This window comes from Fluviicoccus sp. (assembly GCF_030646115.1).
Taxonomy (GTDB): Bacteria; Pseudomonadota; Gammaproteobacteria; order Pseudomonadales; family Moraxellaceae; genus Fluviicoccus.
On sequence record NZ_JAUSMX010000015.1, the window covers coordinates 301,047 to 316,307 of the forward strand.

Sequence of the window (15,261 nt, forward strand, 5' to 3'; positions counted from 1 at the left end):
CTCAAAGATTGACAACGCAAGCCTTTTCCTATGACTGAACGCGCCATGCCCAATACCGTCTCGATGGCCTATCTGCAGGCGCTTTTCGACTACACGCGCAGCCGTGGGTTGGCCGATGATTTGCTGCTGAGCGGTGCACCGCTGAATCTGGAGGATGGCGAGGCCCGTTGTTCTGAAGCTTTTGCCGCGCAATTGTTCGAGCGGGCGGCAATACTGATGGGCGATGAGACGCTGGGACTGCATGCCGGCGAGAGCATTCGCCCCGGTCACTACGGGGTGCTTGGTTATGTCCTGATGAATTGTGCAACGCTTGGAGAAACACTTGATTATCTGCTGCGCTATCAAGCCCTGGTCATCGAGCTGAAGGGCGGCTTCAGCATCCTGGCAGAAGGAGACAGTATCGTTTTGTCCTGCCCCCCGGACGAGGACTGGCCCATGCGCCAGCTTGCCGAGTTCAACCTGGCGGCCTGCATCAGCTTCATGCGCTGGGTCACCGGATATGAGGGTTCGCCGACGCGAATCGACTTTAACTACCCTGCACCCTCGACGCTGGAGGGATATGGCCGCATGTTCAGCTGTGAGCTTCGCTTCGACCAACCCTGCTACCAATTGGCGATCCCTCTGGCATGGCTGCGTATGCCGTTGATCCGGCCCGACATGACCATGCGCTCTGCGATGCTTCGACTGGCTGAAAAGCAACTTTTAGCGCTACCGCGCGGCGATGACGTGCTTTCCTGTGCGCGCAGCGTGATTGCCAGCAGCCTCAGCGAAGGGCCTGTGGATCTGGCCGGAGTGGCGAGCCGGCTGGCCATTGGCACAAGAACATTGCAGAGGGAATTGCAGGCCAATGGCAGCAGTTTTAGCGGTCTGATTGACGAGGTTCGTCAGGAGCTCGCCAAGCGGTATCTCTCCGATTCAACGCTGACCGTTGTTGACGCAGCTTTCCTGCTGGGCTTTTCCGAGCAGAGCGCTTTTCAGCGCGCCTTCAAGCGGTGGACCGGTCTGACACCGGGAGACTTCCGCCGCAAGCTCCAGCAGCCCAAGACCCAGCAAGGCGGGTGATCCCACCATCTTTCTGGAGTAAACGGACTGCCCCGCCTCGACTCCACTCCGGAATGCATTTGATCTGGCAAATGCAGCTTATCCCTGACCCTTTGTCCTTTTACTCAGCCACCGCCAAAGCAGAGTGGTTACGGAAACCAGGCAACCGGAGAGTCCGTAGAGGATGAGGAGCACAGATATTTTTTCGTGAACCCGGATGAGCTGAAACTCTTCGGCGCTGGCGTCGGGGTAAGGGAATGCGAACACTGTGCCCCAAACGAGCCCTGCAACGAATGCGAATACGCTGCCAAGCATCAGTTGCAGCAAGCTTCGTGTCTTGATCGTCATTTTGCGGGGCATGGCGCTTTGTCTTGTTACTCCATCAGGATTTCACGTCCACATCAGCTGTCTTTGGCATAATCGCTGTAACGAAAGATGGGAAACGGCAAAGGGGTCTGTGCCTTGGTGTATTTATCCTGCGAAATCATTCTTTGAAGCCCCAGCACAATACTGTATGGAATACTCCGCTGAAGGACATTTGCCGACCAGGCAGGAACGCCCCCACCCGGATTGAAATAACCTTCCGCAACCATACCAACCCTGTCACCCGGCAAGGGATGAAAACGGATATTGATCTCCTCGCCCGGCATCCGCACCATAGGCGGGTATAAGGGGAGAAAATCCGGATCTGACGTGGCTCTCAAAATCGCATACTCTTTGGACTTGGTCTGGGGCTCATAAACAGCGCGCAGCACCGTATCACGATCCGGAAGCCCGAAAGGCGCACGATGGATCATGTAAACAATGTATTCCGTGGCAGACACCTGCTTAACCAGTTTTGACTCACGCGTCTGCCAGAACCATTTCGTGTAGTTATCGAAATCAAGGAAAACTCGGGCCAGCGCTTCAGGCTGACCATCCAACTCCGCCTCTACCTTGAAGGAGCGATAGGGCCGACCAGCTTCGAGCCGGTAATACGTCTTGATTTTATGAATTTTATCGTTTTTGGTCAGCCGCCACTCATTCAACTTCGGTGCCTGAAGCTCGTCCATTTCATCAGAATCCAGCGCCATGACGCCTGTAGAAGCCATGAACAACAGTACAAGAACCGGCAGCTTCAGAATACGCATAACAAACCTCAAGGCTAATAATATTGTTTTAAGTCCGTGCCCATTGCAGCCATTCAAATTATTACACTGATGAAAACCAGCAAATCATGAAATCAGGCCAATCATTTATTTCATTTAGGCCACTCAGACTGGCGGTATAAAACCGGAGACGGACAGGATGGATGCTGTTTATACGAAAGTTACAAACCTCCCGGGGTCGGCTCCTACCCCGAGACGCACAACCGCTGCCCGTACATTTTGCCCCGGGGCAACCTGGCCAACAGACAGCACAGGAAATGAGGGTGAGCGCCTGCTCTCCTCTCAGAGCGGGCAACAGAATCAAAGGCGGATTCTGGTGGAACAGGTTTCGACGAGTCCATGGAGATTCCGGAAACGGACTTACTTAAGCTCCGTCTGGCTTGCATGCCGGTTGCGATAGACACTGGGCGACTCACCCGTCTGATCCGCAAACCAGCGACTCAATGACGGTGTATCCTGGAAACCCAGATGGTTGGCGATGAACGCCAAAGACAGTTCCGGCTGAGTCAGGTATTGCCGGGCCAGCTCCAGGCGCACCTCATGGCTCAAGGCGCGGAAGGAAGTGCCGGCAGACTGCAGCTTTCTGTGCAGCGAGCGCGGGCTCATGTCCATTTTTTCCGCCAGCGCTTCTTTTGACGCACGGCCACCGGCAATGAGCGTGCGCAGGTGACGCCGCGCCATGGCGTCGATGTCTTCATCTATGAATTCAAAGGCGGCAAGTTGCTGGCGAGCTCGGGGTTCAAGCGCGGTTTGCAGCGCCGCATCGGCCGTCACCAATGACAGGTTCAGCGCAACGGCAGGAATACGCAGGAGGTTTTCAGCCGCACCAAAATGGATAGGGCATTTGAAGACTGCCTCATAGCGCGCCAGCAGCTCCGGTTCCTCGGGCGCAGCGTGCTGGAAATGAACGCATTCAATAACTCCCCGCGCCTCACCGGTGCACTGCTTCACAAACTTGTCGAGTTGAATAAGATAAAAGTCCGCCGCATTGGCGTAAGCCTCCGGGCTCTTGAACGTCGGTCTGATAATGATATCCAGAAAGCCCGGATGGTGACGCAAGAAAACATCCAGCGTATCCGCATGCAATTTCTTGTAGGCCGAGGCGACTTCGATTGCCTTGCCCAAGGTATCGGATTTTTCCGCAATGAACCCCCACAGCCCCAGAAAGCTGTTACCCAGACTGACGGCTGCCGCCATGCCTGACAGGGGGTCGCCCATGTGCTTGCACCATTGAATACCAATGACGATGATCATTTCCCAGATATGGCCGGGAACATAACCTGGCCTCGGGGTGTCCCGGCGCAGATCAATGTTATAGAACTCCAGCATGCTGTCCACCGGCCCCCCCAGATTCTTGCCGTACGAGAGAAAGCGCAGCACGTGCTCCAGGGCAATAAAGGTACGCCTGGGGGAATCGGGGTTTGTCATATCGGCATTGTGGCCCATCTTAAGGTGCTCACTTTCTTGTTTTGTCATCCGAGCGGGTAATAGGCCGCTCTGCCTCATGCCGCCAAGCGCGGCCATTCATAGAAAGCGGCCATACTCAGACTTGGCGCAAGCATTGTGACACAACGCACAAAAAATCTGTACTTGCCCCCTGTCCAATTTGCTATGCGCCCTGTCTCGTTTTGCTGTGTCTAAGGGATTTGCCGCGCAGTAGCATGCGCGTCAATACGCCCACACTGCTTGAGGGGGCAGTCATGACGACAGGAGGACACATGCTTAAAAGAATGCTCGATTTCAAGGGCCCATCCCTGCTCCTGACGCTGGCCATGACGTCAGCACTTATGCCAATGCACAGTCACGCAGCCGTAAAGAAAACGGACAACTTCTGGCACGGAATGTATGGGCGCAGCTATGACTACTACGTCCCCGACAACGTTAAGCCCAATGCGCCTTTACTTGTGGTTTACCATGGCATTTATGCCAACTCTGAGAGGTTATGGTCTACCGTCGGCGACGCGAGAGACCTGCCTGCACTGGCGGAAAAAAACGGCTTTGTCGTTATGTGGATGGAATCCAGCCAACAGCTCTTTGGCGCCGGGAAATCCTGGAATGCCGGTCCGTGCTGCTTCCCAGCTAATGCACTGCATGTGGATGATGTCGGTTACACCCGTGAGGCCATCAGCCGTCTTCGTGACAAAGTGAATGGCGCAACCTCTATTGATGATACCCGTATTTATTTGCTGGGGCATTCCAATGGCGGCGCCATGGTGCATCGTCTGGCGCTTCAGGAATCGGATAAATATGCGGCTATCGTTCCGGTCAGTTTTCCGGTTGTCGATAATTGGACATGGCGGATTCCTGAATGGTGGACTCAGAGTCGTGCCGTTCCGGTGCTTGCGATGCATGCAACGAATGACAATGTCGTCCCGTATTACGGTAATCAGTGGATCCCGGTTTCGACCAACTGGTTCTCCAGCGCGCATGCCGGTCTGGAAACCTGGGCGGCCAGAAATGCATGCACAGATTCCGTGTCACCCAAAATCCCTCATCCCACGGGCGTGGGCTCCTATACCGAAAGTCACTCCATTTGCCGGCAGGGCGTTTCCGTCAACCTTTTGACCTTCCCCAAAGGCCAGCACCGCCCTTGGTATCCCGATGTGAACGGGGGGGTGGATGTCATCAGTGATGCCTGGAATTTTTTGTCGAAATACCGGAAGCCGGGGCACAAGTCAGATCGTCTCTGGTCCGGTCAAGAGCTGGGACGCAATCAGTTCCTGACAACCGATGACGGCCGGTTCCGCTTGGATGTTCAGGGTGACAGCAATGTGGTGCTGAAGAACGCCAATACGAACAGCATGATCTGGAGCTCCGGCACCGGAGGTTCGGGGGCCGACAAACTGGTGTTGCAGCAGGATGGCAATCTGGTGCTGTGGAACGATGGCTACTGGGGTTGGAAGGGCATCTTCCCGGTCTATTTCAGCCCCCGGGCGGTATGGTCCAGCAACAGCGCTGGAAATGGGGAGTCGCGAATGCAAATCAACGACCTTGGCCAGTTGCAGATCGTTCGCAACGGCGTCCCCGTCTGGTCGCGCGGTTGACCGGCCGCCACTCCTCCGACGCCTGCGCCCGCCATTCTCATCCGGGGCAGGCGCAAGCTGATTCACAGGAGCAGTCCCCGTGAACAAACGTCTCTTAGTACTGGCGCCCATGATTGCATTGGGTCTGTATGGCATTGGCTTCCTGGCGGCAAACGATTGGCATATTCCCGTTCAGGCCTTGCATCCAAACGCTGCGGCAGCCCAGCCGGCTGTTCAAAGCGTAATGATGCCGGGCCATGCCGCCGACACCTCGGAATTCTTGAACACTGCACCGGAAAACCAGGCCGGAGCTCCGGACAGCGGTGCCGCTTTGTCTGGCATGCACTACCGGAATATTCAGCAGCCGGCCACCCTCTCTGCCGATGAGGTTGCCCGGATTTACAGGCTGAACGATCTACCTGAAGCGGACGGGCACCTGATACATAACAATCGCACCCGCACCATTGTCGAGGATATGGTCATGGCGCTGCCCCGGGAGGACGTACTGGCCGGCCGACACCGTATTGAACAAGCCGTGGCATTGCGCCTAGGGCAGCAGGCGGCGTCTGAATTTTCCGCCCTGATCGTGGATTATCTGAAATACCAGGATGCTGTTGCCGCCATTGACGAAGTGCGTAATGCACGCGGCTACAAGCCCTCTGATGCAAACGAGAACGACTACTTGCTGCGGCAGCGTCTGCAAAGTGAGGCTTTCGGGCCGGAGAGGGCCGCCGGACTATTCGGGGTTGAGCGCCAACTGCTGGCGCTCATGGCGAAACAGACGGCCAATGCCGGAGAGTCCCCCGCTGAATTAAGTCCTGCCCAGATAGAAGGCCTGAAAGCGGAATACCAGGAGATTCTGAAAAACGATGAGAGCCGCTGAATGCAGCGTGCTCCTGACAGACCGGGGGACATCCTGCAAAAGTCCCGGAAACTTGTGGCTGACTGATCCAACCGATAACAAAAGAGGAAACTCCAGCATGAAACAACCCGCCTTGGCCTGCCTGATGCTATTGACCGGCGCCACCCACGCCCTTGACGCCAAAAACCCGTTCCTGGCCGACTCTCCTTGGCCCATATCCCATCACGACAGCCAGGCCTCGGATACCTCGTCTGTGCCCGGGCCGACCAGCGCTGTACAACTGGGTGCGCCCAGCTTTGTCTTCACCGGCTTTACCAACGTGACACAGGCCATCTCCCCGCGCTATCCGGACGGCAGTTATGTTTACTGGGGCTCCAACAGCAGCAATGTCTACAAGCTGGCGACACGCAACGGCAAGCTGGTCAAGCTGGCCGACATGTCCAAGCCGGGTTCGCCGATTTCTATCAAGAACCCGACTAACGGGGCCTATACCCTGGTCGACCTGGAGAACATCTTCTACACGGTCAAGGGCACGCGCATCCTGGCTTATACCGACAAGGTGCGAGGCAACCCTGCTTCGCCGATCATGCTGCTGCGCGAGCTGAGCCTGTCTTCGAAAGTCAACCTCAAAGCTGATGACTCCGTCGTCGGCCTGAACCTGACCTGGGACGGCAAATTAGTATTTGCCACCAAATACGGCATCGTGGGCGTCGTTGACCGCGCCTTCACCACGGTCAGCAGCCTGGATCTGAACAAGAACAACATCAAGGAAGAAGACCAGGAGCAAGTCTCCAACTCCATTTCCACTGATGCCTCCGGCGGCATTTATGTCGTTACGTCGAAGAAAATGCATCGTGTGCAATGGACCGGCGCCGCCGTGACACAAAACCCGGCGTCGGGTGCATGGACAGCGGATTACAACTTTGGAAACGGTGATACCGTGAACGGCGGTTTGGGGGCCGGCTCCGGCTCCACCCCCACGGTGATGGGTGAAGGCTCGCAGCAATTCATCGTCATCACCGACGGAGCCAAGGTTAACAACCTGGTGCTGTTCTGGAAGGATGCCATTCCGGCTGACTGGAAGAATCCCATTGCGCCGGGAAAAGATATCCGTATTGCTGCCGAGATACCGGTGAATTTCGGCAACCCCAACCGCAAGTCCACCTATTCCGAACAGTCGGTGGTGGTCAACGGTTACGGTGCGGTCGTGGTCAGCAATGACTACCGAAACCTCAACTTTCTGCCCAGTGGAACCGGTAATCCGCTGATCGACAATATCACGACCGGGATTTCCGCTTTTTTCAGCGGCCTGCCACTGTTCCAGCCGTGGGGCGTGCAAAAGTTTGAGTGGAACCCGCAAACACGCAAACTGTCCAGCGCCTGGGTGAACAACGATGTCAGCTGCCCCAACGCCATTCCCACCGCCAGCAGCACCGCCGGCATGTTCTATTGTGTCGGCGCCCGTGACCGGCAATGGACCATTGAGGGACTGGACTGGGATAACGGCCAATCGCGCTTCCGCAAATACGTAGGCCTGCTGCCGCGCTTCAACAGCTTCTATGCTGCGACCCAAATCGCTGCCGACGGCGGCATCATCTACGGTTCGATTGATGGTGTGGTCTATCTGCCCCGCCGCTAGGAAGGCCTCCATAACAACAATCCGCAAGGAGACAGCAACATGCTTCAGAAAATTGCCGACACCGTCCGTGTCAACCGTATTTCGCAGCGCCCGACAATTCGCGGTGCGTTGTCCCTGGCCCTCCTGTCCCTGTTGGGGTTAGGCGCAACCGGTCAGGTGATCGCCGCCGACAAACCTAACATCGTGCTGATCATGGCCGATGACCTGGACGCCACCACCAGCGAATACTGGGAGCGCGCCACCCGCGCCGGCAAGGACGACCCGTTGAAAAAGACCCGAGCCTTGATCCGGGACAAGGGAGTCAACTTCAGCAATGCATTTGCCCCCAACCCGATCTGCTGTCCGTCGCGCTCCTCCATGCTGACGGGCCGGTTCGGCCACAACACCGGCGTGCTGACCAATGGCGGGGATCAAGGCGGGCGGACCGCTTTCGTCAACAACGGCTGCGAGGCGCACAGTCTGGCGCCTTGGCTGAAAAATGCCGGTTACCGAACAGCCATTGTCGGCAAGTACCTCAACGGCATTGCCGAAACGCCGACCGCTATTGCGCCCGGCTGGACGGACTGGTTTGTCTTTGTGGACAACTTTGTCAACGAATACAAAGGATATGGCTATAACGTCAACGAAAACGGCACCATCGTGCACCGGGGATGGCGTGAAGAGGATTATTCGACGGATTACGTCCGTAGTAAGAGCCTGGCCTTTATCGACCGGGCTTCCGCCGCCAAGGAGCCCTTCTTCCTCTACGTTTCCGCAACGGCGCCGCACCTGCCACTGCCACCGGCGCGCCGCCATCTGATCAACCCTTACTCGCTGGCCCACCTGCCGCAACGCCCGAACACCCATGAGCTTGACCTCTCGGACAAACCGTTATGGCTGCGAACCAGCGGCCCCCAGCGCCTGGTTGAAAGCGCCGTGTGGTCTCCCATCGATTACCGCCTGCGTCAGGGCTCGCTGTATGCCTTGGACGATTTGGTTGAGGCGGTGGTAAAAAAACTGGAAACGACGGGCCAACTGGACAACACCTACATCATTTTCCTGTCGGACAACGGTTACAACCTGGGCTCGCACCGCCTGATCCACAAGATGGCGCCGTATGAGGAGTCCATCCGCATTCCCTGGACCGTGCGCGGCCCCGGTATTCCTGCCGGCATCACGAAAAGCCAGACGGTGCTGATGCCCGACTTCGCGCCCACGGTGCTGGAGTGGGCCGGGATCACCCAGCCGGCATCACTGGCCGGCGTTCCCTCGCCGGATCGCGATGGCGCATCCTTGGTCCCATTGCTGAAAACCACCAGTCCTTCCACCTGGCGCAAGGACTTTACCATCCAGTATGCCAGCAAGGGCTTCCTGAACGGTGTCGGCGCGGAGATACCGCCTGCGGTCTGGACCTTTTCCGGGATGGACATTCCCTCGTACCTTGCCATTCGCGAGGAGAACTACAAGCTGATCAAGTGGGACGCCGCCATCGGCACTCAGTGGGAGCTTTACGACCTGAAGAATGATCCCTACGAACTGCACAACCTGCTGGCCAACCCGCTGAACTGGATGCTGAAGAAGCCGTTGATCGAGAGGCTGAAACAGCGCATGACGGAATTGAACCATTGCCAGGGCGCCAGTTGCCGAAGCTGGTGACATGACACGGAAACCGGGGTCATCACGGCATGCACCCCGTAGTTCTTACTTACTCCAACAGGATGACCTCCCATGAAAATCCGAACCTTATCCCTGGCCTTGCTCGCTTTGCTGGCCAGCCCGGCAACCTTCGCCAAACCTCTGGGTTTTCTCGCCATGCGCGTCTATCTGCCCGCAGGCGATGACATCAGCAAAGTCAAACTGCCAGACATGACCTTTGAGTACAGCGACGGCAGCAGCAAGACAATCTCCCCCTGCCCGGCTCCCAAAGGGGTGCTGAACGAGTGGATTAATGTCATTCGTGAAAAGCAGCCGGACTGTGCCTGGTCGATTGCTCTCAATGGTGGGCGGCTTTTAAACCCGAACATAGCCCTGCCGGATACTGCCGCCTCCTACTGGATCACCGACTTTATTCCGGATGCAACGGTTAAGAAAGTTGTCATTAACGGCACTTTCCCCAATAGCCGCTATTTTTCTTTTAACAGCTACGATGCCACGGGCAGCTCTTTCGAGATGAACGGAGTTAAGTCATCAATACCCGACTTTCTGATTGATCCGGATCGTGGTTATCAGAACCCGTGGCAGCAACCCGCGCTGGCAGGCGGAAAATACACGCTTAATGTTGTCCGGAGCCCGGCCGAAGCCTCTGGCAATGTCCTCCTGATGCCCCCGGCCAAAGAGGGCGGTTTGAAAGATCTCATCGTCAATATGCCCAACATCAAGAACTGTAATCCGACCTGCTTCGACACTCACTTTTTCAGGCCGGGTGCAGACTTGATAAGCGGCGCTTTTCCAAACAGTGACAGCGCCTACCTCATCAGCATGATCAAGCCGGAGCCAGGCACGGTGATGGTCATTCGCGGCAAATTACCTGCATATACCCCGGGCGACACACCCAGCACATGGCCATCCGGCAAACAGGTGCGCTATGTATCCCTCTGCAACAACCTTCTGATGAGGCCCTATCCTGTCGTTAATAACGGCTGTTTAACCGACAGCGAGCTGAAACTGGACAACAAAGGCTACTACACGGTTGTCGTCAGCCACATCAAGCCCGTGCTGCATAACCACAACTGGCTGCCCTTCTCCAGCCTGTTGCCACTTCAAGAACATGTGGTGGCGTTGCGCAACATGGTTCCGGATGCGAGCTTCTCACAGTCGGCTATGAATGTTCCTGCGGACAACAAGTGGACATCCGCCAATCACGTGATGAAAGAGTATTACCCGACCATCAAGCGCTGCTCACGTCTGAATTATGCCCTTAAAGGCCGCGACTGCCAGGCGATGTGATTTCTGACCGCTTCCATCCGGGTACCGGCTTCGGGAATTACCGGGAGACCAAAGCCGTACCCGGTGGCATTTTTAAGGCGCCAATACACGACATCGTCTTATTCGCATGAGGCCAAAAATGAATATAACGCAGGCAGTTCAAACCATTTCGCGGCAACTCCTTCGGCTGGCGGCAGGCGGCGCCCTCCTCTGCCAATCCGCCTGGGCGCTCGATTGCACCAGCCCCCGCTGGGTCTCCTTGTGGCAATCCGCACCGGCAGACGCCTCCCTGATCGCCTTGTCGCCGGACATCCGCATCAATTTCCCCATGGGTCCGAACCAGAGCTACCGGCAAGTGTTCAGCCCGCTGGGCGGCGGCGCCACTCTTCGCCTGAAGTTTTCCAACCGATTCAGCCAATCTCCGCTGATTATCAGAAGCGCGAACCTGGCCCTGCAAACAGTCGGAGCCGCCATCGATCCGGCCACGCTGACCACCGTTCGCTTCAACAACGGACAATCCGCAGTCACCGTCCCGGCCGGACAGGAAATCTACAGTGATCCGGTCTCATTCCGCTTTAACAGCCTGGATAAACTGTCGGTCAGTATTGCCACAGGCGACACGGCGGCAAATTTCTTGCCTACCGGGCATATGGTGGGTCTGGAATACTCTTATGTCACCCTGCCGCGCGCCGGAGATCACAGCGCTGACATCCAGGGCAGCGCCTATTTGTTCAAAACCAGCCGCCGCCACTTGCTGGCGGGCATGGAGGTGCTGGCTCCGGCGCATACCGCTTCGGTGGTGACGCTCGGCGACTCCATCACCGACGGCTATCAGTCCGGCATCGGCGCCAATCAGCGCTATCCGGATTTCCTGAAGCGGCGCATTGATGATGCCGGGCTCCCCTTCTTTGTTGTCAATGCAGGAATCAGCGGCAATCAGGTGGCAAAAGACAGTCCCTTTCCGCAATTCGGGGTGTCGGCTCTCAATCGCCTTCATGCCGATGTGCTGCAAGTATCCGGTGTTTCCGATGTCATTTTGCTGGAGGGCATTAACGACATCGGCCAGGATTACTTCAAGCTCTTTGATTACTGGAATCGTTACAACAAGATCATCAACGCCTACCAGACGCTGATCAGAAACATGCAGATGCGCGGACTGAAAGTCATGCAGGGAACCCTGACGCCGTCTGGCAGCGCCTTCAACCCCTTTTACAGCGGGCCACTTGCCCGCAAGCTGCGCCAGGATGTGAACTGGTGGATACGTAACAAAAGCCCGGCCGACACCATAGTCGATTTTGATGCCGCCGTGCGGAGCCCCTCAAATCCGGAGGTGATTGACCTTCGCTATGATGCCGGTGACGGCATACATTTCAATGGCGCTGGGTATGCCCGCCTGGCAGACGCCGTAGATTTGAACCGTTTTCAGAGGTCGGCTTGCCGTCATTAAAGACTGGTAAATTGACCTTCAAGCCGCCCTTTTCTGAGTCGCTTTCTGGATGGGGATGCATTTTTTTCTGAACGGTGAAAACTAAGAGTCTGTTTTCTGGAGATGCTGGCGAAACTTGCTTGGGGATAAGCCGGTCCAGCGGCGGAATGCCTGAGTAAAGTTGCTGGTTGTGCTGTAACCGAACCAGGCAGCCATATCCTCAATACTCATGGTGGGAGATGATGACAACAGGCGAGTGGCGTCGGCGAGACGCGCTTCATCCAGTAGTTGCTGGAAGCTGGTCCCGGCCTGCTGCAGATGGCGTTTAAGTGTCCGGACGGACATGCAAAGTCTGCGGCTAACAACCTCGAGGTCGGGATATCCGTTGCCATTACTCACCAGTTCGCACCGAACACGCTCGACGATCTGTTTCGGCAACTGCCCGCCCAAGTGTTTTTCCTGGAATTTTCTGGCCATCAGCTCGGCCATCACCGGGTCACCGGTAGAGATTTTCCGGTCCAATTGCTGCACCGGAAAGATCAGCTGGTTGCTTTCCATGTTGAAACGGCAGCTGGGCAATAGTTCGCGGAACTCAGCAAAATATGAAGGCTCCGGATAGTCAAACCACAGCGCCACTCCAGGCCATACTTCACCCAGCAAATTGCGCAGGGCTTTCCAAACAGCCGTCAGCGCCATGTCATGGTAATAGCACTGCAAGGCGGGTTCGGGGGTGAAATTCAGGGTAATGCTGACAGAGGCATGTTCCGGCCCCTCGGTTAAGCAACCCTGATAGACCGGGACAATCAACTTACTGTACTTCACACCAAACTTGATCACTTCACGCAGGGTTGGTTGGCTGAGCAACGCATAACCGGTCGGCAAATGCGTCGTCAGTCCTACGCGCATACCCAGTTCATAACCCAATCCGTCCACTGACCCGGTGAGAGCGACAGCACGATCAACCAATTTTTGGTGAGTGGTAACCGGAATCCAGGTGTCTTCCACATCCAGAACTTCAGGAGAAATATCGAGGCCCGCCCAGAAGTCGGACATATTGAGCCCTTTTTCAGCAGCCCAGTGCAGAACGATGCGGCAGAACTCCACGGGGACGGTGCGACTGCCGGTTGAATTACGGTTGGCTATAGAGGCATTGCCCATAACATTCACATTATTGTTCTTCATGATTAAAATAATAGCACTGAATCCCGGTTAAAATAAATATTCCAGACAAGCATCAAAATCAATGATGAATCAAATTAAAACCATGATTTGTTGACCGTTTGTTGAGTTGAAGCCCTCCTTAAATATATATCACCGCAACCTCAGCGAAGCCTGATCAGACAGTTAATGCGAAACCGAGAAAATAGGTTAAGAATCAACAACAAGCACACTAATCAAAAGAGCGCTAGCAAAATGTAAGAGTTCCCCAGCAGTTGTCAACCGGTCGTTGCCCAAGCTCAAGAGGGCCATTAATATTAACAGCGAACCCGATAATCCCCACTGCCGCAGCAAAAGTACCCAATTGGATAAGTTGGTTTGAGGTTATATCCTCTATAACCACTTTTGGAACGGAGAGCCACCAGCCTTGCTGGGCGGCAACGCCTGCAAAACTGCCGGTCGAGATTTTTTGCCAATTTACAGACTCTTTTTGAAGGCCAATGTAAAAATCTTTAGTTGGCTGCCCTCCGCTGGATGGATCTTCAACAATAATTTGATGCAGAGTGTCAAGACTCTGATCCAGCAAGTGGGTGTTGCTCAACGTTGTCGGCAGCCCGAAGGGGAAAATATTGTTTGAAAAAGCCGACATCGGCCCTATGTCATTAATCTTCGTAGCCCGGCTTAATGTGAAGGACTGATTGTGTGAGGCGACATTCGCCGATCCGGACAAGTTGATTCCTCCGCACACGCCGAATACCAAAACTCCGAGACAAGCCTTGACATTGCTCATGGTGGTGTTCAGGAGGGTAACGTTCATATCTCCTGAAAACCGGTTCAATCCGAAATCGTCAGCCGCGTTGTTACCGGGGTTTTCTCCAAATGACATGCTGCCCAAGGATTCAAGAGCGCCAAAGCGTATACCGCTGACTTGTCGAGTCGCAGCAACATTGTTGTTTTTAATGGCAAACTCCAAAAATGGCCTACGCATCATAAAATCGGTGCCTGGTCCGGAATCACTTGCGCTGGATGCGGATGTGCCTGCAAGCCGCAAGCGGTCAATATCAATGTCGCACACCCCTGTGCCATTTGGACCATCACACCCAAGCGCCACCTTGTTGATATTCATATTCAGTTGAAGCTCTGCATCAACCATAAGGCGAAAAAATGTCATACTGCCATTGGTGACGGTGTTTGAATTGAACAATGATTGCCCGGTTTCCACAGAAAGCGATTCATCATCCATCAATTCCAATGAATAAGCATCAGCTGCCAGAAAACAGCATGCCGCCAGCAGGTTTTTTTTATAGTTGAACATAGAGTCCCTGAAATCGCCAACACAAACCAGAATCATCATAGATATTTCTGATGTTATTTGTTAGATTCCAGCGGGCCATTCACCCATGTTTATGGGCCAATCCATGCAATCACACTTGCTGTAATTTTTTATTCAGCGCAAATATGTTTTCGCTTTATTGATTATGGTGACCTAGTGTATCCAGCGGGAGGATACAGACCATTTAATACTCGGCAACATTCCCGCGCAGACGGGAAACTACCCACGACAAACATATGAGTATCCAACGAACTACCGATTCAAATCAGGCCGGGAATGACGTTTTCAGGGTACAAGATTAGCCTTTCATCGGAATGATTTTATAATGTGCAGGTAACGAAAATCACTGATTATCCGGACTCATATTAATACATCTGCAAAAAAACACGACTTGAAAATGGGCCAACATGGCAATGCATACGGGCCTCTCGGATGAATAGAGGCCATCCTGTATCCAACGAGACGATTAAAGCCCGGGAGACCGCCGTACTTTCCGGCGCTCCGGGAATGCAGGCCAAAGAACACAACCTGTCCCCGCCGAATGGATGGGAGCGTAGCGGGGATGCGGCCATTCAGTTTAACTAGACTTAACAGGGTGGTGAAAAATCCCTGAATTTCCACCGCCTGCATTCTCTGAAAGCAAAAATCCGCTGGAAGCTCATTTCGTACACGCTTTTTTCGCCTATACCACCCGATATAGCCTCAAAAACGAGCTTTCCACGGCTAT

The 15,261-nt window shown here is 54.9% G+C and carries 11 protein-coding genes; 7 read left to right on the plus strand and 4 right to left on the minus strand.

The window, feature by feature from the left end:
- Positions 1–45 precede the first annotated feature (45 nt).
- Positions 46–1,062, plus strand: coding sequence for an AraC family transcriptional regulator (locus Q7T36_RS11805; RefSeq protein ID WP_304848500.1), 1,017 nt, complete (start codon positions 46–48; stop codon positions 1,060–1,062).
- A gap of 380 nt (positions 1,063–1,442) precedes the next feature.
- On the opposite strand, the gene Q7T36_RS11810 is transcribed toward Q7T36_RS11805, so the two are convergent.
- Positions 1,443–2,171 carry a hypothetical protein gene (locus Q7T36_RS11810; protein ID WP_304848503.1) on the minus strand — a complete coding sequence of 243 codons (729 nt, stop codon included), beginning with the start codon at positions 2,169–2,171 and terminating at the stop codon, positions 1,443–1,445.
- 378 nt (positions 2,172–2,549) lie between these two features.
- The gene (locus tag Q7T36_RS11815; protein ID WP_304848506.1) at positions 2,550–3,617 is read right to left on the minus strand and encodes an AraC family transcriptional regulator; all 1,068 of its coding nucleotides are present in this window, start codon (positions 3,615–3,617) and stop codon (positions 2,550–2,552) included.
- Positions 3,618–3,907: 290 nt separating this feature from the next.
- On the opposite strand from Q7T36_RS11815, the gene Q7T36_RS11820 reads away from it, so the two are divergent.
- The 6 genes from Q7T36_RS11820 (at position 3,908) to Q7T36_RS11845 (ending at position 12,064) form a co-directional block, all read left to right on the plus strand.
- Positions 3,908–5,233 carry a PHB depolymerase family esterase gene (locus tag Q7T36_RS11820; protein WP_304848509.1) on the plus strand — a complete coding sequence of 442 codons (1,326 nt, stop codon included), beginning with the start codon at positions 3,908–3,910 and terminating at the stop codon, positions 5,231–5,233.
- A gap of 79 nt (positions 5,234–5,312) precedes the next feature.
- A complete protein-coding gene (locus Q7T36_RS11825; protein WP_304848512.1) occupies positions 5,313–6,095 on the plus strand; it encodes a lipase secretion chaperone in 783 nt (260 codons plus the stop codon).
- A gap of 97 nt (positions 6,096–6,192) precedes the next feature.
- Positions 6,193–7,713 (plus strand): hypothetical protein, encoded by a 1,521-nt coding sequence (locus tag Q7T36_RS11830; RefSeq protein ID WP_304848515.1) that lies wholly within the window; start codon positions 6,193–6,195, stop codon positions 7,711–7,713.
- Between the two features lie 39 nt (positions 7,714–7,752).
- Positions 7,753–9,348: a sulfatase gene (locus tag Q7T36_RS11835; protein ID WP_304848518.1), complete on the plus strand. Its 1,596-nt coding sequence runs from the start codon at positions 7,753–7,755 to the stop codon at positions 9,346–9,348.
- A 72-nt stretch (positions 9,349–9,420) separates the two neighbouring features.
- Entirely contained in the window at positions 9,421–10,638 is a 1,218-nt protein-coding gene (locus tag Q7T36_RS11840) for a hypothetical protein (RefSeq protein WP_304848520.1), read from the plus strand.
- Between the two features lie 118 nt (positions 10,639–10,756).
- Positions 10,757–12,064: a GDSL-type esterase/lipase family protein gene (locus Q7T36_RS11845; protein WP_304848522.1), complete on the plus strand. Its 1,308-nt coding sequence runs from the start codon at positions 10,757–10,759 to the stop codon at positions 12,062–12,064.
- Positions 12,065–12,145: 81 nt separating this feature from the next.
- On the opposite strand, the gene Q7T36_RS11850 is transcribed toward Q7T36_RS11845, so the two are convergent.
- On the minus strand, positions 12,146–13,225 hold the full coding sequence (locus Q7T36_RS11850; protein WP_304848525.1) for an AraC family transcriptional regulator: 1,080 nt from the start codon (positions 13,223–13,225) through the stop codon (positions 12,146–12,148).
- A gap of 223 nt (positions 13,226–13,448) precedes the next feature.
- Positions 13,449–14,555: a hypothetical protein gene (locus tag Q7T36_RS11855; protein WP_304848528.1), complete on the minus strand. Its 1,107-nt coding sequence runs from the start codon at positions 14,553–14,555 to the stop codon at positions 13,449–13,451.
- Positions 14,556–15,261: the final 706 nt, after the last annotated feature.